Origin of the sequence: Rhodococcus sp. 06-418-5, assembly GCF_002258285.1 — a bacterium.
GTDB lineage: Bacteria > Actinomycetota > Actinomycetes > Mycobacteriales > Mycobacteriaceae > Rhodococcoides.
Genome location: NZ_NOYE01000025.1, coordinates 77,726 through 102,413, shown reverse-complemented (window position 1 = coordinate 102,413; position 24,688 = coordinate 77,726). Strand labels below are relative to the sequence as shown.

The window sequence follows — 24,688 nt, the reverse complement described above, 5'->3', positions numbered from 1 at the left end:
TCCTCGTCACCGGGTGGACCACGATTGCAGCGGACCGCGGACCAGTCTGTCCTTGAGTTCTCTCGCGTGCCGTCGGCTCACCGGCAGTTCGCAGGCCGCGAGGTTTCCGCTGGCCCGCAGGCACACCACCAGTCCCGAACCGACACTGCGGATCCCTGTGACCAGACGCAGCGAGACCAGGTAGGAGCGGTGCACGCGCAGGAATCCGGCATCGGCCCAGCGACTTTCGAGGGCCGAGATCGGGATCCGCACCAGATGCGAGCCGTTGGAGGTGTGCAATCTCGCGTAGTCGCCGTCGGCCTCGACCCACGCCACCGACGACCGGTGCACCAGGGTGGTGGTTCCGCCGAGCTCGACGGGAATGACCTCGTCGGCCGAGGTGTCCGCGGACTCCGCGGGTCGACGCCGCGCGAGCAGCACCCGGCGCAGCGCCTCGGTGAGCCGATCCTCGCGCAAGGGCTTGAGCAGGTAGTCGACGGCACCGAGATCGAAGGCAGCCAGCGCCCGGTCGTCGTGGGCGGTGACGAACACGACGGCGGGTGGTCGCGCGAATGCCGACAGGATGCCGGCGAGCTCGAGCCCGTCGAGTCCGGGCATATTGATGTCGAGGAACACCGCGTCCACCACGTTCTGCCCCGAGGTCTGCTTGAGTTGGCGGAGCGCGGTGGTCGCGTCCTGCGCGGTGAACACCTCGGCGACGGTGTCCTGCTGACGCAGCAGAAAGGCGAGTTCGTCCAGTGCCGGGCGCTCGTCGTCGACGGCGAGAACGATCAACCCGCGGCCGGGGGCGGAGTTGGCAGCCTGCGTCATGCTCGTACACCCGGCCTGAATTTCGGCACCCGCAGACTCACTTTGGTGCCTGCGCCCGGTGCGGTGTCCACTACGAGACCGTAGTCGTTTCCGAAGGCTGCCCGCAGCCGATCGTCCACGTTCGCCAATCCGACATGGGCCGCGTCCTCGGTGTGCAGGCTTCCCGAGCGCAGCACGTCCGGATCCATCCCCACCCCGTCGTCCTCGATGCTGATCACTGCGTCGGTGCCCTCGTCGGCGGCGATGATCGTCACGCGGCCGCCGTCGGCCTTGCCGGACAGGCCGTGTCGGACGGCGTTCTCGACGAGCGGCTGCAGCGCGAGAAACGGCAGCGCGACGCCCAACACCTCGGGTGCGACCTGCAAGGTGACCTGGAGGGAATCACCGAAGCGGGCCCGTTCGAGCGTCAGGTACCGATCGATGTTGCGTAGCTCGTCCGCGAGCACCGTGAACTCGCCTGCGTTGCGGAACGAGTATCGGGTGAAGTCGGCGAACTCGAGCACCAGCTCACGCGCTCGATCCGGGTCGGTGCGCACGAACGACGCGATCGTGCCGAGTGCGTTGTAGATGAAGTGCGGGCTGATCTGTGCGCGCAGCGCCCGTACCTCGGCGCGGTCCAACCGCGCCCGGGACGCGTCGAGTTCGGCGAGCTCGATCTGACCGCAGGCGTAACGCGCGACCTCGGCGATGGCCCCGAGCATGCCCGGTCCCGGCTCGGCGACCACGGCTGCCCCCAACACCCCGACCACCGGAGACTCGTCGACAACCAACGGCTGCACCACCAACGCTCTGACCTCGTGGATCGACCCGAGCGGCAGACGCACCAGGACGCGCCGCTGCCCGTCCACCGCCCGCTTCGCCGCCTCGACGAAGGCCGGTGTCAGCTCGTCCCACGGGCCGTCCCAGGCCAGCAGCGAACCGTCGGGGTCGCAGATTCCCAATGCGTCCGCACCGGTCAGTACCCGCAGGTGCGGCGCGGCCGCGGCGGCCGAACGAGTGTCGAGACCGTCACGCAACGGCTTGGCCGCCAGCGACGCGGTGTGCAGGGTGGCGTGGACGGCTCGCTCGGCCGGTGTGGTGAGGTCCCGTCGACCGCGCAGACTGATCACCGCGATGACCGAGACGATCACGGCCACGATCACCGCCATCGACGCCAGTGCCGCGGTCATCGCGCGCACGTGGTCGAGGTGGGCACGTTCAGGAAGCGTTCGACGAGCCAGTCGACTCCGATGCCGTTTGCGGCCAGTTCGGCATGGCCCTGCTCCGGTTCGGAGCGAAGCTCGACGTCGTCGCCCAGTGCGCAGGCCTCGGCTACCGCGTCCCGGGTCCATCGGGGATCGATGAGGTCGTCGCGTTCACCGACCAGGACCAGCAGCGGTACCTCGGTGCGAGAAGTCGGTACCGCAACCGATTCGAGCCACTGCGTCATCCGATCCGATGCATCCGCGGAGTCCGGGAGGGCGTCGGCCGGATCGAGAACGGCTCCGGCGTCGGCCTTGGAGAAGCCGAGCAAATCACTGCAGGCGGTCAGCGCGGTCACGTTGTCGGCGAACGTGCCGCGAATGTAGTCCGCGCGTTCGGCACTCGGATCTGCGGCGTGCAGACCCTCGTACAGGTACGGCACCAGCAGCTGACGCGGCACGGTCTGCTCGGTCTCGGGCGCGAAGAACCGCGTCAGATCGGCTGCGGGCGACAGCGCCGCGGCACCGACCAGTTGCAGACCGTCGCCGTAGTCGCCACTGCGCTCGGCTGCCGCCCAGACCGCCTGTCCGCCTTGGGAGGTGCCCACTGCGCCCCACCTGGTGCCGACGTCGGGAACCACGTTGCGGGCCGCGCGCACCGCGTCGATCACGTCGTACGCTGCGGCGTCCCGGTCGAGGTAGGCGGGATCTCCCGGAGTTCCGAGACCCTGGTAGTCCGTCACCACGACCACGGTGCCGCGTTCGAGGAACGGCGTCACCAATCCGATGGTGCCCAACAGGTTCGGATAGAGCGAGGGTGCGCACTCGTCGGTGACACCGGTGGTGCCGTGCCCGACGGAGACGATCGGCCAGCCGCCGGGCGGAGCAGAACCCTTGGGCACGAACACCGTTCCCGATGCCTCGGTCCCGCCCCCGGTGACCCCGTCGGTGGTGCGGTACACGACCTTGGTGACGGTTCCGCCGAGATAGGCGACACCGATGTCGACCTGCCCCAGCAGCATCGACGACACGATCGCGCCTCGCTCCGAGCCCACGGGTGCCGCGATCGACACCGGGGCGGGTGTGGCCGGATCCTCGGCAGGAGTGCTGCACGCAGCAACGGCGAACACCAGTGCCGCGGCGGCGACCAGCCGGGTCGACCTCACTGTCTCTGCGCTCCTACGGTGTGCGTCGTGCGATGCGAGCCTCCGCCGCAATTTCTTCCACGTCCAAGCCATTCAACACTGCCCGCAGAGCTTCGTCCTCCAGCTCCCCCGAGTCGCGGGCCGCGATGAGCGCCGCCCGCTGCGCGACCAGGACGTTGTGTCGCAGCGAGTCGAACAACGCCCCGGCCGCCGCGATCCGCTTCTCGCGATCCTCGGTCTCGTCGGCATCCAACCGAGCGCGCACGGAGCGTCGGACGCGCTGGATGACCTCGTCGACGCGCTCGCTGTCCACTCCGTCGATTCCGTCCTTCGCCGCGCGCTGGAGGTAGTCCTCCGCCGCAGTCCGGGCAATGGCCTGCGACAGCAGCCGCTGATTGTCGTTGCGCTGCTGCTCGAGTGGATCTGCGACGTCGAGGCGGCGGATCAACAACGGAAGCGTCAGGCCCTGCAGCAGCAACGTACCGACCGCGACGACGAAGGCCACCGCCTGAATCACGGCCCGCCCGGGAAATTCGTCGCCGAGCACCGTGGTCAGCGGTACACCGGCCGCCGCCGCAAGCGTCACCACCCCGCGCATGCCCGCCCAGGACAGCACCAGGTTCTGCTGCCACGTCAGACCTGCTTCGCCTGACGGTGATCGCCGGAACAGCTTGCGAAGCAGCATGTTTCGGCCGGAATTGGCGAAGATCCAAGCTGGTCGGACGGCCATGACCACCACCAGCACCAGCAGCGCATAGGCGAACACATGGTGGACGGGCAACCCTTCGCGCTGCACCTCCGAGATGACGAACTTCAGCTGTAAACCCATGTAGGCGAACACGAATGCCTCGAGCAAGAGATCCAGCGTCGGCCACACCTGCCGTTCCTGAACGCGGGTGGACACCGAGACGTCGGCGGTGACGCGCCCCAGCACGAAACCGGCGGTGACGACGGCGAGAACTCCCGACGCATGGATTTCCTCGGCCGCCAGATACGCGGTGAACGGCAGGACCAGACCGAGCACGGTTTCCAGCGCCGAATCCGCGATCCGATTGCGGACGAACCGCACGATGCGCGCCAGCACCAACCCCACCAATACGCCGCCCACGATCTCGTACAGGAAGAACAACACCGGTGAGCCCAGTTCGATCCGACTGCCCGTCACCGAGGCCACGGCCAGGGTGAACAGAGTCAACGCGGCCGCGTCGTTCACCAGAGACTCGCCGGTGAGGATGGCCATCATCCGCGCGGGCAGACCGAGCTTGCGCCCGACGGCGATCGCGGAGACCGCGTCGGGCGGGGCCACGACGGCACCGAGCACCAGGGCCGCGCCGAGGGTGAGCTCCGGGATCAACAGATTGGCGAACCAGCCGACGACCAATGTCGTCACGATCACCATGACGAGACCGAGTCGGAGAATCTGGCCGAGATTGCGTCGGAAGCTGACGAACGAGAAATCCAGCGCGGCGGAGTACAGCAGCGGCGGAAGCACGACGCCGAGGATCAGCTGCGGCGACAGGCTGACGTGCGGGACCCCGGGAACGAACGAGGCGATGGATCCGACGGTGACCAGGACGAGCGGAACCTGCAGATCGATGCGCCTGGCGAAACCGGCGACTGCGATCGCGAAGATGACTACGAGAAGAAGAATCGGTCCGTCCACCCCGACGATTGTGCCGTCAGCCGCACCCTGGGGCACGACCGACGGCCACGATCACCTGCACGAGGAGACCGAAAGGTCCTACTTGTCCGGAATCGCCTTCTTGGCTGCTTCCTGGACCTTGTCGATCTGATCGGAGTACTTGCCACCGGTCTTGTTGTCGATGAAGTCCCCCGCCTTCTCCACGACGTCGTCGATCTTGTCCGAGTTCTCGGCCGCAAGGTCCTTGCCCTTGTCGACGATGCCCTTCAGATTGTCTGCGAAGCCCATGACTGTCTCCTGTCGCTGAAATGATCGAACATCCGGAAGCTTACGTTTTGTACTGCGTGTTGCGTAGTGATGTTCGATTGCGCAGCGCCGATCCGAATCGATGGGCAACCTCGACGAGCGCGATTCCGATACCGCCGATGATCAATGCACTGGTGGTGGCCCCCACATTGGACGGATCGAGTTTGAAGAAGGTGCGGCAGAACGGGATCGCGAACAGCAGCAGGTAGCCACCGACCGACCCGCCGAGCAGCACGATCTTCCACCAGTTGTAGGGCCGCGCGACGACGGCCAACACCCACAGCGCGATCATGATCAGGGTGATCAGCGCGGTGGTACTGGCCTGCGTCACCTGGGTCTCGGTGGCGTTCGGGCCGGCATAGACCAGCAGGTAGGAGACGAACGTGCACGAGCCGACGATCAATCCGGACGGGACGGCCAGCCGCATCACCCGCGAGACGAATCCACTGCGCGCCCGCTCGTTGTTGGGCGCGAGCGAGAGCACGAAGGCCGGGATGCCGATGGTGAACCACGCTGCGATCGTCACGTGCCGCGGGAGGAAGGGATACGGGATCGGCTCGAAGTGGAAGATCTGCGACAGCACGCCCGAGAGCCCGATGAGGAACGCCAGCAGTACCGAGTACACCGTCTTGGTGAGGAACAGATTGGAGACGCGTTCGATGTTGCCGATGACGCGTCGCCCCTCCCCTACCACGTAGGGCAGGGTGGCGAACTTGTTGTCCAACAACACGATCTGCGCGACGGCTCGAGTGGCGGCGCTTCCCGAACCCATCGAGACACCGATATCGGCGTCCTTGAGCGCGAGCACGTCGTTGACACCGTCGCCGGTCATCGCGACCGTGTGGCCGCGAGATTGCAACGCGCCCACCATCGCCCGCTTCTGATCCGGTCGGACTCGGCCGAAGGTGGTGGAATTCGCGAGAGTGTCGGCCAGTTTCTCGGAGTCCTCGGGCAGATCGCGCGCGTCGATCGGGGCGTCGCCGCCGGGCAGGCCGAGCGATCCCGCGACCGCGCCGACCGAGACGGCATTGTCGCCGGAGATGACCTTGACCTGCACGTGCTGGCTCGCGAAGTACTCCAACGTGTCTCGGGCATCCTCGCGCACCTTCTGCTCGAGAATCACCAGTGCACGCGGGGTCACGACTCCGGGCGCTTCGCCGTCGTCGACCGAGCGGTCGGAGCTGGCGAGCAGCAACACCCGTAGACCACGCGAGCCTGTCTCCTCGGCGCGACGGGCGATGTCGGAGGAGGCGTCGAGCAGCACGTCCGGGGCACCGAGCAACCAATGCCCGTGCTCGCCGTACGACAGTCCACTCCACTTCTTGGCCGAGGAGAACGGCGCAACGGCCGTCTGCGTCCACCCCGGCGCGTCGGGATACGCCTCGCCCACGGCCTGCACGCTGGCGTTGGGCCGCGGGTCGTCGTGGGCGAGCGACGCCAATGCACTTGTCACCGAGCCGGAGTGGTCGTCGTCGATCAGCACCAACTCCGACAGCCGCATACCGTTCTCGGTGAGGGTTCCGGTCTTGTCGGCGCACACCACGTCGACGCGGGCGAGTCCCTCGATCGCGGGCAGCTCCTGCACCAGGCACTGCCGTTGACCGAGCCTGATGACGCCGACCGCGAAGGCGATCGACGTCATCAGCACCAGGCCCTCGGGGACCATCGGGACGAGCGCGGCGACCATGCCGTTGAGCGCAGGACCCAAAGCCTGCCCGCTGGAGAACAATTGGTTGTAGATGATCAGCGCACCGGCCGGAATCATCAGGTACGTGATGAATTTCAGGATCTTGTCGATGCCGCTGCGCAACTCGGACTTGACCAGCGTGAACTTGCTGGCCTCCTCGGCGAGCTTGGCTGCGTAGGCGTCGCGCCCGACCTTCGTCGCGCGGTACGCACCGCTGCCCGACACGACGAAGCTGCCCGAAAGCACCTGCGCCGCTTCGAGTTTGTGCACCGTGTCGGCCTCGCCGGTGAGCAACGACTCGTCGACCTCGAGGCTCGCGGTCTCGATCACCTCACCGTCGACGACGATCTGATCACCGGGACCCAGTTCGACGATGTCGCCGAGTACGACCTCGTCGGGCGGGATCTGCTTCGAGACGCCGTCGCGTCGAACCTGGGGCTTGTTCTGCCCCACGATGGCCAACCGATCCAGGGTGCGCTTGGCGCGGATCTCCTGCACGATGCCGATGCCACTGTTGGCGACGATCAACAGCCCGAACATGCCGTCGATCACCGAACCGGTGGACAGCACGATGATCAACAGCACACCCAGAATCGCGTTGATGCGAGTGAACACGTTGCCACGGACGATGTCGCGGACCGACCGAGAAGCTCGGGCCGGAACGTCGTTCGACTTTCCCTCGGCCCTGAGCCTGGCGACGTCCGCCTCGGTCAGCCCGGCGTCCCGCTGCGCATCGGCGTCGATAGACATGGGTGCAGCCTAGTAGGGTTCGGTCAGCCCAGCCGAGACCACCAACGATCGTCGTGCAGCGTTCGCGTGCCGTCTATTCGTTGCCCCGGCATCGGCACCGCCACCTGCACTCCGACGTCCTCGGCGGCGGCGTGCAGCCGCACTATCGGCTCCGACCACGGATGAAAAGCCAGATTGAACGTGGCCCAGTGAATCGGGACGAAGATGCCCGACGCCGTCAGATCGATGTGCGCCGTGACCGCTTCCTCCGGGTTCATGTGAATGTCCGGCCACCGCACGTCGTAGGCCCCGACGGGCAGCAGCGTCAGATCGAAGGGGCCGTAGTTGCTGCCGATCTCGGCGAACTTCGGTGTGTAGCCGGTGTCGCCGCCGAAGAAGACTCGTCGAACGGGGCCGGCGAAGGCCCAGGACGCCCACTGCGTCGAGTCCCGGGTCAGACCGCGGCCGGAGAAATGCCGAGCCTCCGTGCACGTGACGGTGAGGCCGCCGATGTTCGTCTGCTCGTCCCAGTCCAGTTCGACGATGCGCGCCTCGGGCACCCGCCACTTGCGCAGATGCGCGCCGATTCCCAGTGGCACGACGAACGGTGCCGACTGAATGCTCGCCAGCTTCTGCACCGTCGCCTTGTCGAGGTGGTCGTAATGATCGTGGGAGATCACGATGGCGTCGACGCGCGGCAGATCGACCAACTCGACCGGCGTCGGATGCAGCCGTGCCGGCCCCACCACCGAGGACGGGGACACGCGGTTGCTCCACACCGGATCGGCGAGAACGCGGTAACCGTCGACCTCGATGAGCACACTCGAGTGGCCGTACCAGGTGACCGCCAGTTCGCCCGCGTCCACCGGCGCGATCGGCGGTGCCAGCGGAATCGGGCGCTGGGGCCTGCCCTTGCCACGTTCGGTGACGAGCGAGACGAACATGTTCTGCTGCCCCTTCTCGCCGCGCCCGGGAACGTAGCTCGAGCTCGGGTCGGAGTTGTGGAACCGGCGATCGCGGTAGCGCGGAGAGCCGGCGGCGTACGGGGTGATGTGCACGCGCCTGGCACCGATCGCCGACGGCAGCCCCCACGTCGCGCGTGCCAACCATGCACCGCTCAGTGCTGCGGCGGCTCCCAGTACGAACTTCGTCTTCGTCACGGTCCCCAGAGTAGGCGGCGCCGAAGTCTTCGCAGCTCACCCGTAGCCTTGCCGTATATTATTCGCGTCGGTTTTGCTGCTAGAAGGGGAGACATTGAGTACCGAACAGCTCGAATTCCAGGCGGAGACGCGTCAGCTCCTGGATCTGATGGTGCACTCCATCTACTCCAACAAGGACAGCTTTCTCCGTGAACTGATCTCGAACTCCTCGGACGCGCTGGACAAGCTGCGCCTGGAGTCGTACCGCAACAAGGACCTGGACGTCGACGTCTCGGATCTGCACATCGAGATCGACATCGACTCCTCCGCTCGTACCCTCACCATCCGGGACAACGGCATCGGTATGTCCCGCTCCGAGGTCATCGACCTCATCGGCACACTGGCCAAGTCGGGCACCGCCGAGGTACGCAGGAAGCTCAAGGAAGCCAAGGACGCGGCCGCTTCCGAGGAGCTCATCGGCCAGTTCGGCATCGGCTTCTACTCGACGTTCATGGTGGCCGAGAAGGTCACGCTGCTCACCCGCAAGGCCGGCGAGAGCACGGCGACGAAGTGGGAGTCCACCGGCGAGGGCACCTACGAGATCACCGACGTCGACGACGCCCCGCAGGGTTCCTCGGTGACGCTGGCCCTCAAGCCGGCCGACGAGGAGGACCACCTCCACGATTACGCGTCCGAGCGCAAGATCAAGGAACTGGTCAAGAAGTACTCCGACTTCATCGCCTGGCCCATTCGCATCGACGTCGAGAAGCGCGTCAAGAGCGAAGAGGAAGGCGGCGAGGACACCGTCACGATCGAGACCGAAACGATCAACTCGCAGAAGGCGCTGTGGACCCGCTCCAAGGACGAGGTGTCCGAGGAGGAGTACAAGGAGTTCTACAAGCACGTCAGCCACGCCTGGGACGAGCCGCTCGAGGTCATCCCGTTCAAGGCCGAGGGCACGTTCGAATACCAAGCGCTGCTGTTCATTCCGTCGCAGGCGCCGTTCGACCTGTTCATGCGCGAGAGCAAGGCCGGCGTGCACCTGTACGTCAAGCGCGTGTTCATCATGGACGACTCGCAGGAACTGCTGCCCGAGTACCTGCGCTTCGTCAAGGGTGTCGTGGACGCAGCGGACCTCTCGCTCAACGTCTCTCGCGAAATCCTGCAGCAGGACCGGCAGATCCGCGCGATCCGTCGACGCCTCACCAAGAAGGTGCTCTCCACGGTCAAGGAGCTGCAGAGCGAGCAGCCCGACAAGTACAAGACGCTGTGGTCGCAGTTCGGAACGGTCCTCAAGGAGGGCCTGATCTCCGACAGCGACAACCGCGAAACCCTGTTGGGCATCGCGTCGTTCGCGTCCACCAACTCCGAGGATGGCGTGACCACCCTCGCCGAGTACGTGGACCGGATGAAGGACGGCCAGCAGCAGATCTACTACATGACCGGCGAATCGCGTCAGCAGATCGAGAGCTCGCCGCACATGGAGGCGTTCAAGGCTCGCGGGCTCGAGGTGCTGCTGCTCACCGATTCGGTCGACGAGGTGTGGGTCGGCAACGTCACCGACTTCGACGGAAAGTCGTTCCAGTCCATCGCGAAGGGCGAGGTGGACCTCGACACCGAAGAGGAGAAGAAGGAGTCCGAGGCCAAGCGCGAGGAGCAGGACAAGGAGTTCGCGGACTTGCTGACCTGGCTCACCGAGACCCTCGGCGAGGACGTGAAGGAGGTACGTCTGTCGACACGACTGACGACGTCACCGGCCTGCGTCGTCGGTGACGAGTTCAGCTTCTCCCCGCAGCTCGAGAAGATGTACAAGGCCTCGGGCCAGTTCGTACCGACCTCCAAGCGCATCCTCGAACTCAACCCCACCCACGATCTGGTGACGGGTTTGAAGAAGGCTCGCGAGGATCGCAGCGACGATCCGCATCTCGCCGAGACCGCCGAATTGCTCTACGCGACGGCCTTGTTGGCCGAAGGCACCGAGCTCAAGGACCCGGCGAAATTCTCCAAGCTGCTCGCCGATCGGTTGACCCGCACGATCTGAGTGCCTGCGGCAGTGGTGTGGTCATGTGCCCTGGGCGGCGCACAACCACACCACTGCGGCGCAGCCGCACTCACTGCGGGGGCAGGATGTGCTCCCCCGTCTTGTCGGTGCTCAGCGACAGTGAACTGATGTACTGCTTCTCCCCGTTCGGCCCCGGCACGTTGGACGCGATCATGTCGGGTCGCTCGAATTCCATGCCGCTGACGTGGCACATCACGAGCGCGTCGGACGGGTTGCCGTGCTCGTCGAACATCGGCAGATCGATGCCGTCATCGGTGCGACGCAGGTAGTACTTGCCCTTGGTCGCCACCGCCAGGATGGGCGGAAGAACCAGTGCGAGAACGAGAGCCACGATGGGCGAATACGGTTTGATCGCAGATCCGAATGCGCCGAAGAACACCAGAATCGACAGGATCGCCGATACCGCCATCGATCCGAAGCCGACCGGGTTGATGTTGTAGAGCATGCCGCGTCGGAACTCGGGCACCTTGGGCGAGAGCCCCAGAATGTATTTGTTGAACACGATGTCCGACGCCACCACGGCGATCCACGCGATACCGCAGTTGGCGTAGAAGCCGAGAATGCTGTTGAGGAAGTCGAACATGTTGGCTTCCATCAGGATCAGTGCAATGGCGAGGTTGAACAACACGAACACCATGCGGCCCGGGTACGTCTTGGTGAGGCGGGTGTAAGAGTTGGTCCACGCCAGTGACCCGGAGTAGGCGTTGGTGACGTTGATCTTGATCTGGCTGATGACGACCAGGATCACCGCGAGGGTCATCGCCAGCCAGCCCGGCATGAAGTTCTCGTAGATCTCGAGGAACTGGTGCACCGGCTCGTTGGCGATGCTCGAACCGTCGACGACGTTGGCGATGAGGTACACGGCGAGGAACAGGCCGACGACCTGCTTGAGTGCGCCGAAGATGACCCAGCCCGGTCCCGCGAGAAGCACTGCCGTCCACCAGCGTCGGGAGTTCTTGGGAGTCTTGGGCGGCATGAACCGCAGGTAGTCGATCTGCTCGGCAATCTGCGCGATCAACGACAGACACACGCCCGCCGCGAGCATCACCGATCCGATGTTGACGCCCTTGCCGTCGGCCCCGTCCTGACCGCCGTAGGCGAAGAACTCCCCGACCGAATCGGGATTGCTGATCACCAGGTACACGAACGGCAGCACCATCAGCACCAGCCAGAGCGGGGTGGTCCAGACCTGAAGCTTGGCAAGAGCTTTCATGCCGTAGATGACCAGCGGTATGACCATGATCGTGGACACCGCGTACCCGATGGGCAACGGGACACCCAAGCCGAGTTCGAGTCCCTGCGCCATGATCGAACCCTCGAGCGCGAAGAAGATGAAGGTGAACGTCGCGAAGATGACGTTGGTGACCACCGATCCGTAGTAGCCGAATCCGCTTCCACGGGTGATCAGATCGAGGTCGATGTTGTATCGAGCAGCGTAGTAGGCGAGCGGAAGCCCGGTCAGGAAGATCACGACCGCGAACACCAGGATGCCCCAGAGTGCGTTGCCGGTTCCGTAGGAGATTCCGATGTTGGCACCGATGGCGAAATCCGCGAGATACGCGATTCCGCCGAGCGCGGACGTCGCGACAACACCGGTTCCCCATTTACGGTAGCTACGCGGCGCGAAGCGCAGCGTGTAGTCCTCTAGCGTCTCTTTGAGCGCGGTGTCTGTCGGCGCTGGCTGTACGGCGGTCATGGATCAACAACGTAGAACCGCCACGTTGCGAGGGTGTCTTGCGTTGATGTAGCTACTGTTACTCAATCCGGCGATTCGGACATCCGACCCGGATGCGTGCGCTGCGCCGGGAAATCAGGCGGCGGCGGCGCGCGCTGCCAGCAGCGAGAAGTTCGACAGCTCGGCGCGCAACATGTTCATCGCCCGATGCTGGGCCACCCGCACAGCTCCGGCCGTCATCCCCAGTGCTTCACCGGTTTGCGGTGCCGTCAGGCCCCACACCACTCGCATCAGAATGATCTTGCGGTACTTGGTCGGCAGGGTGTCCATCAATGCCTGGGTATGGCTACGCAGTTCGTCGCCGAGCGCGAGTTGCTCCGGCCCGGCTTCGGTGGATTGCTCCTCGGGCATCTCGTCGATCGAGAACGACTGTCGCAGAGCCGATTTGCGGCCGGCGTCGGCGAGCTTGTGAGCGGCGATCCCGTACACGAAGGCCATGAACGGCTTGCCCATGTCTCGGTACTTGGGAATGGCGGTGACCAGTGCGAGGCAGACCTCCTGCACCACATCGTCGGCGGCCACGTCGAGATTCCCGATCCGGGCGGCGCAGTAGCGCCGAACCGGTGGCTGGATCAGCACCAGCACCTGTTCGAGAGCGAGTCGATCTCCCGCAACGGCGCGAGGCACAACATCCTCGAGCCTGTCCATGCCGAAATCCATGGCCGATCTCCTCACTGGCAACGCGCGTCCTCTCCTGAACGCTCACCAGTACTTCGGTGCAGATTCCCACCCGGCTTGGTCCGATCGGCTATCACATCGAAAGAAAATGTGATTCAGGTAACACGGCGTGTCGTGGAAGCGAAGTACCGGACAACACCGTCCTCGCAGCACGTGCCACCCGACCCACGGAGCGCCCATGATCACCAGCGAGCAGACCCATCAGGTCGGTCGCCGCAGTACTGTCGCCGCCGGCGACGGCACGGCGCTGGCAGTGCGCGAGTTCGGCCATCCCGATGCGCCCCTGACCGTGGTGTTCGTGCACGGGCACTGTCTACGCATGCAGTCGTGGACCGACCTGCGCCGACAGGTGGAGCGCAGCTGGGGAGACGACGTTCGGATCGTGATGTACGACCACCGGGGTCACGGAGAGTCGACCGCGGCCGCACCGGACAGCTGCACCATGGACCGACTCGGAGAGGATCTGGCGGACGTCATCCGCGCGGTGATTCCGTCCGGCCCGTTCGTCGTCGTCGGGCATTCGATGGGCGGAATGACAGTGCTGTCCTATGCGCGTCAGAACCCCGAGGCGATCGGCTCGCGTCTGGTCGGGGTCGGTCTGATCGCGACGTCGGCCGGTGGGATCACCGACGACGGACTCGGCAGTTGCCTCGCCCATCCCGCGGTGTCGGCATTTCGAGCCGCTGTTCGACGCGCCCCTCGACTGATGTCGGGTGCCAAGAGGCTCAGTCGCGGGGTGTGTGCGCCGATAGTGCGGACAGCCGGATGCGGATCCCGCAAGGTGAGTCCCCGGGTGGTGACGCTGGCGACGGCGATGCTCGGTGAGACGTCCATCGTGACGATGGCGGGGTTTCTCGGGGCCTTCTGCGCACTCGACGAGGTGGCCGGCCTGGCTGCACTCGCCTCGATTCCCACGCTGGTGCTGTGCGGCTCGGACGACCTGATGACCCCGATGCGACACTCGGAAACCCTTGCCGCCCACCTGCCCGACGCCCGCCTCGTGCGGGTCGCGCAGGCCGGGCACATGGTGATTCTCGAACGAGCACACGAGGTGGCCGAGGCTGTCGTCGAACTCGTGACGGCGGCTCGACGCGCGCATGTGGCAGACCTGGCGCTGGCCCGCTAGCACCGACAACGTCCCGACGACTGTGGCCCGCAACGAAAGTTCGTTGCGGGCCACAGCACTACCGAGAACTACTTCTTGGCGGCGGGGGGAGCGTTGAGGAGCTGGATGAACTGACCTGCGTTGCCCGCGATGGCACCGAGGCCACCGATGGCGGTACCGGCGAGGGACGCACCCGAGCCGAGAAGCAGTGCGCCGCCGACGCATCCGGCGACCGGTGCGGCACCGAAGAGCAGCAGTGCAGGAGCCGAGACGGTGCCCGCGGCGATGGCTCCAAGGAAGCAACCGGTGACCAGACCGGTTGCGGCTCCGAGGAATCCGCCGACCGATGCGGAGAGGCTGATGTTGTCCTTGACGCCGGAGACAGCGGCGGGCAGGTCGACCTGCTGCAGGCCGGGGAGGCCTGCGGAGACCGGGGTTGCCGCGGCGGGCGAGACATCGGCGGTCAGGGTGGCGTGGTTTCCGTCGATGTCGGCGGCGACGGGGTGCGAGAACCCGTCTGCGGCAATGGCCAGGGGCACGGAGTCCACCACGACGCCATTGGCGTCGCGGACGACGAGGTGGTTGTCCTCGTTGCTCAGGGTGCCGGCCGTCGTGTCGACGATTACCTGGCTACCGGCCTGGGTGACGTTCCAACCGACCGGAGCGGCAACGGCCGGTGCCGGATCGGCGTAGGCGGTGCCCATGGCGGTCGTCATCGCTGCAATGACCAATGCGGACGTTGCCGCGAATCGAGTCAGCTTCATGTTCCTCAGTCTTTCGTCGTGTCCATCACTCGATGCGAGCAGCGAAAAACTATGGGTGGAACACGCGGGCCAGGCGAACCGAAGATGAACGAACGGGGTCGAACCGAACAACGATCCGAAACATCGACTCAAAAGGGACAGAACGACTTTCGAAGTACAATCCGTTGGTAAACGACTCGCGCGGGTTGTCCCTACTTACCGAAAAGACCCGGTTTGTTGCTGCCGCCGTGACTCACTCCGAAGTCGTAGGCGGACTCGGCGTGCTCGTGCTCGTCGAGTCCGTCGGCTTCGTGTTGCGCGTCGGCGCGCACTCCCATGACCGCCTTGATCGCGAACGCGATTGCGGTGGTGACGACGGCGCAGTACGCGAACACCGCCACCACCGCGATCGCCTGCACCCACAGCTGATGCAGCCCACCGCCGTAGAACAGACCGTCCACGCCCGCCGGCATCTGCGCACTGGCCACGAGTCCGATCATCAGCGTTCCAACGATGCCACCGACGAGGTGCACACCCACGACGTCGAGCGAATCGTCGTAGCCGAAGCGGTATTTGAGGCCGATGGCCAGAGCACACAGCGCACCCGACACGATCCCGATCGCCGCGGCACCGACAGGAGTGACCGCCGCGCACGAGGGTGTGATGGCGACCAGTCCGGCCACGACGCCCGAGGCAGCGCCGAAGGAGGTCGCATGCCCGTCCCGCAGTTTCTCGACCACGAGCCACGCCGCCATGGACATCGCCCCCGCACCCATGGTGTTCACCAGAGCCACTGCGGCGACACCGTCCGCGGCGAGCGACGATCCCGCGTTGAACCCGAACCAACCGAACCACAACAACCCGGCACCGAGCATGACGGCCGGAAGGTTGTGCGGGCGCATGGGATCTCGCGGCCAACCCCGACGTTTACCGACCACGAGGGCGAGCACGAGCCCGGCCACACCGGCGTTGATCTCCACCGCTGTGCCGCCGGCGAAGTCGATGGCACCGAGCCTGTTGGTGATCCACCCACCGAACTCACTCGTCAGCCCGTCGAGCGAGAACACCCAGTGCGCCACCGGGAAATAGACCAGGGTCGACCACAGTGCCGCGAACAGGACCCAGGGGACGAAGCGCATACGGTCTGCCACGGCCCCCGAGATCAACGCCACCGTCACCATCGCGAAGCCCGCCTGGAACGCCGCGAACACCAGCGCGGGAACCGTTCCCACCAACGGGATCGACACTGCTCCCCCGGCCGAGGTGTACACCCCGCCCAGCAGACCCTCGAAACCGGCGTACTGCAGCGGGTTTCCGATCGACCCGCCGATCACGTTGTCGCCGAACACCATCGAGAATCCGAACGCCAGCCACAGCAACCACACGACCGCAATCGCCGACAGACTCATCATCATCATGTTCAGTACGCTCTTCGAGCGCACCATGCCGCCGTAGAAGAACGCCAGACCGGGCGTCATCAACAGCACCAGCGCAGTACTGGCCAGCAACCACGCAGTATCGCCCGCGTCGGGCGCGCCGAAGATCACCTGCCCACGAACTTCGGTGCGCGCTTCTCGGTACGTGCCCGTCGCGCTTCCCTCATGTCCTCGCTGCTCCACGCAGCCTCGAACGCCGCGGCCTGTTCCGGCGTCGGAAGATCGTGTGCTCCATCGTCGTTGAACACCAGCTTGAGATGCTTCAGCGCCAACGGAGCGAGCTCGGTGATGGACTGCGCCCACTGCGTCGCCACATCGACGTCGCCGAGTTTGTTCGCCAACCCGCACGAGTACGCCTGATCTGCGTGCACCCGCTCCCCGCCCAGCAGAATCGTGCGTGCCACTCCCCCGCCCGCGAGCGCCGCCAGCCGTCGGATGGTCCAGTTGCTCACCGCGATACCGAGCCGCGTCGACGGAATCTCGAAGAAGCTACCCGGCGCGACGACCCGCAGATCGCAGGCGATGGCCAACTGGGTGCCTGCCCCCACGGCCGGGCCGTTGATGGCCGCGACCACCGGAATGGACGCAGACTCGACGGCGACCAGCATCTCCTCGAGGATCTGCCCGAAATGCTCGGGAAACGCATCACCGGTCAGATCCGCGCCCGCGCAGAAGCTGGTGCCCTGCCCGGTGATGACCACGACCCGCGCGCCGTCGTGCTCGGCTTGCTCGACTCCGCGATGCACCGCCAGGCACAGCTCGGAGTTCAACGCGTTCCGTCGATCCGGCCGCTGCAGTTCGATGGTGACGACGTCGCCGTCACGAGAAAGTCCGATCACGACAGCAGAGGTTACCCACCAGTACAGGAATCGACAGTGCGGGGCCTGATCTACTGGTCTGCATGATCGACACTCGGGTCGCCGTCATCGGTGCCGGCCAAGCCGGACTCTCGGCCGGCTATCACCTCCATCGCGCGGGACTGACCGCCGGTGAGGGGTTCGTGATGCTCGACCGTTCGCCCGGCCCGGGTGGCGCGTGGCAGTTCCGCTGGCCCTCGCTGACGTTGAGCACCGTCAACGGGGTGCACGACCTGCCCGGTATGGCCTTCGCCGACACCCTCGGCGACGAGCCTGCCGAGACGATCCGCGCCGCCGACGCCGTCCCCCGCTACTACCGCGCGTACGAGGAACGCTTCGAACTGCATGTTCGACGCCCCGTCACGGTGACCGTCGTGTGCGACCGAGAACCCCGATTCCGGGTCGAAGCCGGCGACACCGTCGTCATGGCCGAGGGACTGATCAACGCGACCGGGACGTGGGAGAAGCCGTTCGTTCCGCACTACGACGGTGCCGAGACGTTCACGGGCAGGCAACTGCACACCAAGGATTACCGGACCGCCGACGAGTTCGCGGGCAAGCACGTCGTCGTGGTGGGCGGCGGCATCTCGGCCGTCCAACTGCTCGACGAAATCTCCCAGGTCACCACGACGACCTGGGTGACACGTCGACCACCGGTGTTCCGGGACGGCGAATTCGATCACGATGCCGGACGCAAGGCCGTCGCCATGGTCGAGGAGCGGGTGCGGGCCGGCCTGCCACCCGGCTCGGTCGTCTCGGTGACCGGGCTCCTGCTGACGCCGTCGTTGGCCGCTGCTCGCAAACGCGGCGCGCTCGATCGAAAGCCCATGTTCTCGTCCATCACGGAAGATTCGGTGGTGTGGGAGGACGGGTCGAGTCAGCACGCCGATGTGATCCTGTGGGCCACCGGCTTTCGCAGCGCCCTCGACCACCTCGCTCCGCTGCGCCTGCGCGGGCACGGCGGCGGAATAGTCATGGACGGCAGGCTCACCACCCGGGTGGCCGCGAACCATCGCGTCCACCTACTCGGCTACGGGCCGTCCGCAAGCACGATCGGGGCAAATCGCGCGGGACGAGCCGCGGTGACGGAGCTGCTCGACACCTTGGGCTGACTGTTCACGGCGAGCCGAGCTGCTCGGTCACGAACTTCGCCAGCGCGCCCAACCGCGCCCGGCTCGGCATCGACGTCGGAACACCCAACGCATCCAACGGTGCCGACGTCACCGGCCCCACGCAGATCGCGGCGACAGGGCCGCGAAGTGCGTCGAGGAAGGCGTCGAGCAGGCCGTTGTCCTTCGCTGTCGAGAGAAGAGAGGCCACCGCCGGGGCGCTGGTGAACGTGACCGCATCCACGCGTCGGTCGATGATCTGCCCCAACAGATCGAGGAGCGGAGCCTGATCGAGAGGGCGGATCCACCGGTACACCGGAACCGGCCGCACATGTGCCCCGAGTTCGCTCAGTGCGGCATCGAGATGGATCGTCGGTTCCCACTCGGTGATCACCCCGTGCAGCTGAACCGCGATGTCCACGCCGGCAACACCTTCGGCGGCGAGATGATCGGACACTTCCTGCGAGGCCTCGGTGGCCGGGGACCACTCGTCCCGCAGCCCCGCACCGCGAATGGCACCGCGCGCCTTGGGGCCCCGAGCAATGATGCGCGAATGTGCAAGAGCAGCAACCAGATCATCGCGGATACCCCAATCCGCGGCCGCGTCGAGCCAGCCCCGGAAACCGATGCCGGTACTGATCACCACGATCTGCGGCGGTCGTTCGACGATGCCCACGGTGGCGGACTTCAGCTCCGAGTCGTCGATCAGGGGCAGAACGTGAATCGCCGCGGCGTGAACGATGTTCGCGCCGCGGCGTTCGAGCATGGTGGCCAATTCGTCTGCACGCCGCTCGGCGGTGAGGGCAACGGTCCTGCCGTCGAGCGAATCGGACATGAGTACAGACTAAGCCCCCTATGTGCACGCTGTGCCCGTGGTCGTTCCGCGGGCTCCACTCCGGACTTCGTAGCCCACTACGAAGTTCCGCTCACATCAGCTGCTGAACTTGTCCGGGTCGGGGCCGGTGCGGCCGTCTGCGGAGTCCAAGGCGTTGATCTGCTGAATCTCGTCGTTGCTGAGCTCGAAGCCGAACACGTCGAAGTTGCTGGCAATGCGCTTCGGAGTGACCGACTTGGGGATCACCACGTTGCCGAGCTGGATGTGCCAGCGCAGGATGACCTGGGCCGGGGTGACGCCGTGTGCCTCACCGATGGTCGCGAACACCGGCTCGTCGATGATGGTGCCCGATCCCAGTGGGCTCCAGGCCTCGGTGGCGATGCCCTTCGAGGTGTGGAACGCACGCAGCTCTTCCTGGATCAGCCGCGGATGCAGCTCGATCTGGTTGACCGACGGGGTCTCACCGACGGCGTCGATCAGCTTCTCCAGGGTGGGGATGGTGAAGTTGGAGACGCCGATGGATCCGATGCGGCCGTCTGCCTTCAGCTTCTGGAATGCCTTGAAGGTGTCGATGTACTTGTCGCGGTCGAGCTGCTGCCAGTGGATGAGGTAGAGGTCGAGGTACTCGAGTCCGAGGCGATCCATGCTGGCGTCGAACGCCTTCAACGTGGAGTCGTAGCCCTGGTCGTCGTTCCACAGCTTGGTGGTGACGAACAGCTCGTCACGGGCGATGCCGGATTCTGCGATGGCCCGGCCGGTGCCGGTTTCGTTCTCGTACACCTTGGCGGTGTCGATACTGCGGTAGCCGACCTTCAGTGCCTCGGTCACCGCGGCCTGGGCACCGTCGTCGGGCACCTGCCACACACCGAACCCCAGCTGGGGAATGGACGTGCCGTCGTTGAGCACGATGGTCGGGACAGTACTGGTCTCGGCTGAATACGTCATACGAATGGCAACGGGCGGCACGGTGAATCTGTTCCCATTGCGCCGGAGATACTTGTTCGGTGACCGCAACGCTTCGTATCGATGATCTCGCCGCTTTCCACGGCGATCGCACCCTGTTCTCCGGCCTCGATCTGACGGTGACCGAGGGTGACGTGATCGGGCTCGTCGGGGCCAACGGTGCGGGCAAATCGACCCTGTTGACGCTGCTCGCCGGGGTGGGAACCGCCGATCACGAGGGCGAGATCCACACCAGCCCGCCCGACGCCACGGTCGGCTACCTGGCTCAGGAGCCCGAGCGCATCGCCGGGGAGACGGTGCTGGACTTCCTCGGTCGACGGACCGGGGTGACCGAGGCCGAATCGTCGATGAACGCGGCCGCCGAGGCGTTGGGCTCGAGTGACGAGGACCTCTACACCCCGGCGCTGGAGAAGTGGCTGGCACTCGGCGGCGCAGATCTGGCGGAGCGAACAGCAAAGGTGCTGGCGGACCTCGGCCTCGAGGTCGACGGCAGCGCATTCATGACGGACCTGTCGGGTGGGCAGGCCGCCCGCGCCGGGCTCGCCGCGATTCTGCTCGCTCGCTACGACATCCTGCTGCTCGACGAGCCCACGAACGACCTCGATCTGGCCGGCCTCGAGCAACTCGAGCAGTTCGTCGTCGCGACGCGGGCGGCCATCGTTGTCGTCAGTCACGATCGCGAATTCTTGGCACGCACAGTCACGGGCGTCGTGGAGCTCGATCGAGCTCAGCGTCGCATCGATGTGTACGACGGCAGCTACCAGTCGTATCTGGCTGAGCGCGAGATTGCCCGCCAGCATGCCAGGGAGAAGTACGACGAGTTCGCAGACACCAAGTCCGCGTTGGAGTCACGGGCGCAGATGCAGCGGAACTGGATGGAGTCGGGGGTGCGCAATGCGCGACGCAAGGCCACCGACAACGACAAGATCGCCCGCAAGACCCGCGCCGAATCGACGGAGAAGCAGGCCGCGAAAGCTCGTCAGACACAACGTCGCATCGAGCGCCTCGAAGTGGTCGAGGAACCCCGCAAGGAATGGGAGCTGCGAATGGAGATTGCCGCGGCTCCCCGGAGCGGAACCGTCGTGTCGGTGTTGGGCGGTGCACTCGTGCGGCGATCCGGGTTCACGTTCGGACCGGTGACGACGCAGATCGACTGGGGCGATCGCATTCTGATCACCGGGCCCAACGGATCCGGCAAGACGACGTTGCTGTCGGTTCTACTAGGCAGGCTCCGCCCGGACGAGGGCACTTCCTCACTGGGATCCGGAGTCGCCGTCGGCGAAATCGACCAGGCGCGAGCATATTTCGTCGGCGAGGGCACAGTGTCCGACGCCTTGAGCGCTGCAGTTCCCGAGTGGCCGGACGCCGACGTCCGCACCCTGCTGGCGAAGTTCGGTTTACGCGGCGACGATGCACTGCGGCCGGCGTCGTCGCTCTCGCCCGGCGAGCGAACCCGCGCAGCGCTCGCGTTGCTACAGGCCCGCGGAGTCAATCTGCTGGTCTTGGACGAGCCGACCAACCACCTCGACCTGCCTGCCATCGAACAACTGGAACGCGCGATGGAGAACTTCGAGGGCACGCTGCTATTGGTGACGCATGATCGCCGAATGCTCGACACGGTCCGCAGCACGAGGCACTGGACGATGGCCGACGGGCAGCTGTCGGAACTGTAGGTCGCAGTGAAATCGGGTGCAGCCGACCGCGGTGAGCGCGGTCGGCTGCACCCGATTCACGTCAGTCCATCAGAATCTCGTTCACCTCGGCGGCGGGATACATCGGCAAACCGTGGTGCGTGGCGCTGCCGAGTATCACCGTCCTCGCACTCGGCAGAACGGCATGCACAACCTCTTCGATCCGAGCGGCGTTGTGCACCCTCCCTTTCCCAGCCAGGACCACGGTGGTCCGCACGTCGAACCCCTCGAACGCAGCGGGCTTCGGCCGCTTCGGAACGATGGTCTTCGCCGTCGGGAAATGTGCGGCCCCGAGCGCGAGGACGTCGAGCCAGTCCGAATCCAAAGCCAGGCCATCGGTCTCCCACGCCACGAAGCGCCGCTGTCGCTTTTCGTTGGGAGAAAGCAGAATCGGAATCGCGTGCAGCAGGTACCGCGGACTCATGGAGCCGAAGCAAGCATTGGGATCCAGGAGTGTCAGCGCATCGACGCGGCTCGGGTTTCGCAGGGCGTACGCCAGCGCGATCATCGCGCCATAGGAATGGCCGCAGAGTGCCACGGTTGGCACGTTCAGCTCATCCAGGACGGCCGACAGCCAACCCAGTAGCTCCTCGACAGAGTCGATGGCGCGTTCCCCGGGCACGCTGCGCCCGACGTCGCCCATGAGGTCCATCGCGTACACCCGATGGTGCCGAGACAGCGCCGCGACGTTGGCGAACCACACGGTCGACGTCGCACCGGCCCCCGGGAGCAGCACCAAGGGCGGGCCGTCGACGGGTCCGCAGGCGTTGATTCGTGTGGTGCCGTGCACCGTGTTCGCGTCGATGGCCTGGGTATCAGCCGGCCACTTCTGCAGAACTCGGTCGTAGGCGGTGAAGAATCCGTCCAGCATCATTGCGACCCTCTATTCTCTCGATGATCGAGATAGTAGACAATAGAGAGACTACTCGTACAGCAACTCCCGAGGGATCGACACATGACCGAACCTGTCGCCGCCGTACATCGGTTGCGAGCGCTCACCGTCGAACTCGATCTCCTCGGCGCGGACTTCGCTCAGAAGCACTCACTTCACCCGACAGACATCCGCGCGCTGATCTGCCTCCTCGATGCCGACCGGGCCGGAACGCGCGCCACACCCGGCTGGCTCGGCGGACAGCTGGGCCTCGAATCGGCATCCGTCACCGCCCTGGTCGATCGAATGAGCAAGCGCAACTTGGTATCACGCGAAGCAGACCCAGCCGATCGCCGCCGAGTACTGCTGCGCGTGACCGCTCACGCGTCGGAACTCGGCACCAGGTTCTTCGGCCCCGTCATCGGCCGAGCAGTCGACGAGCTGGCACGTTTCACACCCGAGCAGCGGGCAACGATCGACGACTTTCTGACGACCATGCACGCGGTGGTCGTGGCCGCTCGCGAACACCAGAGCCAGTAGACACATCGATAAAACTGTTATTACTAGTTGACATATCGTTGGGTTTATACAACACTTCGTTGTCATGAGCCCCGTCAAGCGCGGTACCGCGCTCCCGATCTTCAACAGGGTGGGTGTTCTGCGGGCAGAACGAAAGATGAGCCGCGCGCAACTGGCCGAACTCGTCGAAGTGAACCCCCAGACAGTGGGTGCCCTCGAACGAGGCGACCACTACCCGAGCCTCGACCTTGCGATGCGCATCTGCGACGTCTTCGATCTGCCGATCGAAGCGGTGTTCTCGCGCACCGAACTCGGACCGCTCTCCGCCGAACTCTTCCGAAGGGAGAAGGATCGATGACCACACCCGGCTCCGACATCCTCACCCGCTATCAGGCCTATCGCACGCGCCGATTCCTGGAGCACGACGCGAAAACCCATCACTGGCTTCAGAACTGGCGCACCCAGAAACGTCGACGCATACTCGCCGTAATGTTGATGACGTCCTTGCTCACCCTGTTGGTGATAGCCGTGTGGTCACTCTTCTCCCGGTGGGCACCGATCGCATGGATCCCGGCCACTGTGATGTTTCTCGTCGCCTGGACGATGCTGCAAACCGTGTCCCGTCGCCACAGCGATGCACCGGTGGGAGCACTCGACGAATGGGAAGTGCAGCAGCGCAACGAAGCACGTTCGATCGGCCTCACCGTAACCCAGGCCCTGGTATTGGTGGCACTTCTGGTCTTGATCGTGCTGTCGGGAGCGTACGACAACGAAAATCTGGCTTACGCCGGAGGATTGTGGACGCTCGCTGCTCTGCTTGCAGGTGGATGCGCCCCGGCAGTGATCCTCGCGTGGATCACCCCCGACCCCGATCCCGAGGACGGCTGACCATGAGCGAACGACCCGACATCCTCACCCGCTATCAGGCCTATCGCACCCGCCGATTCCTGGAGAACGACGCCAAGACTCGCCATTGGCTTCCGAAGTGGCGCACACAGCGTCGACGCCAGATCCTCGTGGTAGCTGTGGCCGTACTCCTCTTCGCCTTCTTCGTCGTCAGCATCGGCAGCCTGTTCTCCGAGTGGTTCGCACTCGGTTGGATACCGGCGGCACTGCTGTTCATTCCGATCTGGACGGCATTACAGATTGTCTCCGGCCGGCACGGCGACGCACCCGTCGGCGCTTTGGACGAATGGGAAGAGCAGCAGCGCAACGAAGCTCGCTCCATCGGCCTCACCGTCACGCAGACGCTGGTGATGGCAGCCGCATTCGCGTCCATCTTCCTCTCGGTGTCGTTCGAGGACATGTCCCGGCTCGCCTATGCGGGTGGCGGCTGGACTCTGGCCGCACTGATGACCGGAATATGCTCTCCGGCAATGATTCTCGCGTGGATCACCCCAGACCCCGAACTCGACGACATCCCGAATTTCGACCAGCAGTAACGA

23 protein-coding genes are annotated in these 24,688 nt (G+C 65.4%); 8 read left to right on the top strand and 15 right to left on the bottom strand.

Features of this window, described 5'->3' with window-relative positions; translation table 11 throughout:
• Positions 1 to 6: 6 nt before the first annotated feature.
• The 7 genes from CH274_RS19100 to CH274_RS19070 form a co-directional block, all read right to left on the bottom strand.
• Positions 7 to 810, bottom strand: coding sequence for a LytR/AlgR family response regulator transcription factor (locus CH274_RS19100; protein ID WP_032395802.1), 804 nt, complete (start codon positions 808 to 810; stop codon positions 7 to 9).
• Entirely contained in the window at positions 807 to 1,979 is a 1,173-nt protein-coding gene (locus CH274_RS19095) for a sensor histidine kinase (RefSeq protein WP_032396262.1), read from the bottom strand. Before CH274_RS19095 ends, CH274_RS19100 begins: the two co-directional genes overlap by 4 nt.
• Positions 1,976 to 3,157 carry an alpha/beta hydrolase gene (locus CH274_RS19090; protein ID WP_094658499.1) on the bottom strand — a complete coding sequence of 394 codons (1,182 nt, stop codon included), beginning with the start codon at positions 3,155 to 3,157 and terminating at the stop codon, positions 1,976 to 1,978. The genes CH274_RS19095 and CH274_RS19090 overlap by 4 nt, the downstream gene beginning before the upstream one ends.
• Before the next feature lie 13 nt (positions 3,158 to 3,170).
• Complete coding sequence (locus tag CH274_RS19085; protein ID WP_032396264.1) at positions 3,171 to 4,799, bottom strand: Na+/H+ antiporter; 1,629 nt, start codon at positions 4,797 to 4,799, stop codon at positions 3,171 to 3,173.
• Between the two features lie 78 nt (positions 4,800 to 4,877).
• A complete protein-coding gene (locus CH274_RS19080; RefSeq protein ID WP_032395803.1) occupies positions 4,878 to 5,066 on the bottom strand; it encodes an antitoxin in 189 nt (62 codons plus the stop codon).
• Positions 5,067 to 5,106: 40 nt separating this feature from the next.
• On the bottom strand, positions 5,107 to 7,521 hold the full coding sequence (locus tag CH274_RS19075; protein WP_094658497.1) for an HAD-IC family P-type ATPase: 2,415 nt from the start codon (positions 7,519 to 7,521) through the stop codon (positions 5,107 to 5,109).
• A 23-nt stretch (positions 7,522 to 7,544) separates the two neighbouring features.
• Positions 7,545 to 8,669 (bottom strand): MBL fold metallo-hydrolase, encoded by a 1,125-nt coding sequence (locus CH274_RS19070; protein WP_371828372.1) that lies wholly within the window; start codon positions 8,667 to 8,669, stop codon positions 7,545 to 7,547.
• Between the two features lie 85 nt (positions 8,670 to 8,754).
• On the opposite strand from CH274_RS19070, the gene htpG reads away from it, so the two are divergent.
• On the top strand, positions 8,755 to 10,680 hold the full coding sequence (htpG, locus tag CH274_RS19065) for a molecular chaperone HtpG (RefSeq protein WP_094658496.1): 1,926 nt from the start codon (positions 8,755 to 8,757) through the stop codon (positions 10,678 to 10,680).
• 70 nt (positions 10,681 to 10,750) lie between these two features.
• On the opposite strand, the gene CH274_RS19060 is transcribed toward htpG, so the two are convergent.
• Positions 10,751 to 12,397, bottom strand: a complete 1,647-nt coding sequence (locus tag CH274_RS19060; protein ID WP_094658494.1) for a purine-cytosine permease family protein — start codon at positions 12,395 to 12,397, stop codon at positions 10,751 to 10,753.
• 114 nt (positions 12,398 to 12,511) lie between these two features.
• Positions 12,512 to 13,096: an RNA polymerase sigma factor ShbA gene (shbA, locus tag CH274_RS19055; RefSeq protein WP_094658492.1), complete on the bottom strand. Its 585-nt coding sequence runs from the start codon at positions 13,094 to 13,096 to the stop codon at positions 12,512 to 12,514.
• 196 nt (positions 13,097 to 13,292) lie between these two features.
• On the opposite strand from shbA, the gene CH274_RS19050 reads away from it, so the two are divergent.
• A complete protein-coding gene (locus tag CH274_RS19050; RefSeq protein ID WP_094658490.1) occupies positions 13,293 to 14,240 on the top strand; it encodes an alpha/beta fold hydrolase in 948 nt (315 codons plus the stop codon).
• Positions 14,241 to 14,308: 68 nt separating this feature from the next.
• Here CH274_RS19050 and CH274_RS19045 read toward each other — a convergent pair whose 3' ends face one another.
• From CH274_RS19045 to CH274_RS19035, 3 genes are all read right to left on the bottom strand, one after another.
• Positions 14,309 to 14,983, bottom strand: coding sequence for a hypothetical protein (locus CH274_RS19045; RefSeq protein WP_094658488.1), 675 nt, complete (start codon positions 14,981 to 14,983; stop codon positions 14,309 to 14,311).
• Between the two features lie 191 nt (positions 14,984 to 15,174).
• The gene (locus CH274_RS19040; protein WP_094658486.1) at positions 15,175 to 16,509 is read right to left on the bottom strand and encodes an ammonium transporter; all 1,335 of its coding nucleotides are present in this window, start codon (positions 16,507 to 16,509) and stop codon (positions 15,175 to 15,177) included.
• The gene (locus CH274_RS19035; protein ID WP_094658485.1) at positions 16,506 to 17,237 is read right to left on the bottom strand and encodes an enoyl-CoA hydratase; all 732 of its coding nucleotides are present in this window, start codon (positions 17,235 to 17,237) and stop codon (positions 16,506 to 16,508) included. Before CH274_RS19035 ends, CH274_RS19040 begins: the two co-directional genes overlap by 4 nt.
• Before the next feature lie 62 nt (positions 17,238 to 17,299).
• On the opposite strand from CH274_RS19035, the gene CH274_RS19030 reads away from it, so the two are divergent.
• Positions 17,300 to 18,367 (top strand): NAD(P)-binding domain-containing protein, encoded by a 1,068-nt coding sequence (locus CH274_RS19030; RefSeq protein ID WP_094658483.1) that lies wholly within the window; start codon positions 17,300 to 17,302, stop codon positions 18,365 to 18,367.
• Positions 18,368 to 18,371: 4 nt separating this feature from the next.
• Here the strand turns inward: CH274_RS19030 and CH274_RS19025 are convergent, their stop codons facing one another.
• Both CH274_RS19025 and CH274_RS19020 read right to left on the bottom strand, forming a co-directional pair.
• Positions 18,372 to 19,199, bottom strand: coding sequence for a uroporphyrinogen-III synthase (locus CH274_RS19025; protein WP_094658481.1), 828 nt, complete (start codon positions 19,197 to 19,199; stop codon positions 18,372 to 18,374).
• Between the two features lie 96 nt (positions 19,200 to 19,295).
• Positions 19,296 to 20,144, bottom strand: coding sequence for an aldo/keto reductase (locus CH274_RS19020; RefSeq protein WP_094658753.1), 849 nt, complete (start codon positions 20,142 to 20,144; stop codon positions 19,296 to 19,298).
• 59 nt (positions 20,145 to 20,203) lie between these two features.
• Between CH274_RS19020 and CH274_RS19015 the strand changes: the two genes are divergently transcribed.
• Positions 20,204 to 21,835, top strand: a complete 1,632-nt coding sequence (locus CH274_RS19015) for an ABC-F family ATP-binding cassette domain-containing protein (protein ID WP_094658479.1) — start codon at positions 20,204 to 20,206, stop codon at positions 21,833 to 21,835.
• A 61-nt stretch (positions 21,836 to 21,896) separates the two neighbouring features.
• Here the strand turns inward: CH274_RS19015 and CH274_RS19010 are convergent, their stop codons facing one another.
• On the bottom strand, positions 21,897 to 22,727 hold the full coding sequence (locus CH274_RS19010; RefSeq protein ID WP_094658478.1) for an alpha/beta fold hydrolase: 831 nt from the start codon (positions 22,725 to 22,727) through the stop codon (positions 21,897 to 21,899).
• An 81-nt stretch (positions 22,728 to 22,808) separates the two neighbouring features.
• On the opposite strand from CH274_RS19010, the gene CH274_RS19005 reads away from it, so the two are divergent.
• The 4 genes from CH274_RS19005 to CH274_RS18990 all read left to right on the top strand — a co-directional run bounded on the left by CH274_RS19005 (position 22,809) and on the right by CH274_RS18990 (position 24,685).
• Entirely contained in the window at positions 22,809 to 23,264 is a 456-nt protein-coding gene (locus CH274_RS19005; protein WP_094658476.1) for a MarR family winged helix-turn-helix transcriptional regulator, read from the top strand.
• A gap of 64 nt (positions 23,265 to 23,328) precedes the next feature.
• Positions 23,329 to 23,601: a helix-turn-helix transcriptional regulator gene (locus CH274_RS19000; RefSeq protein WP_032372936.1), complete on the top strand. Its 273-nt coding sequence runs from the start codon at positions 23,329 to 23,331 to the stop codon at positions 23,599 to 23,601.
• Entirely contained in the window at positions 23,598 to 24,131 is a 534-nt protein-coding gene (locus CH274_RS18995; protein ID WP_094658474.1) for a hypothetical protein, read from the top strand. Before CH274_RS19000 ends, CH274_RS18995 begins: the two co-directional genes overlap by 4 nt.
• A gap of 2 nt (positions 24,132 to 24,133) precedes the next feature.
• On the top strand, positions 24,134 to 24,685 hold the full coding sequence (locus tag CH274_RS18990) for a hypothetical protein (protein ID WP_094658472.1): 552 nt from the start codon (positions 24,134 to 24,136) through the stop codon (positions 24,683 to 24,685).
• Positions 24,686 to 24,688: the final 3 nt, after the last annotated feature.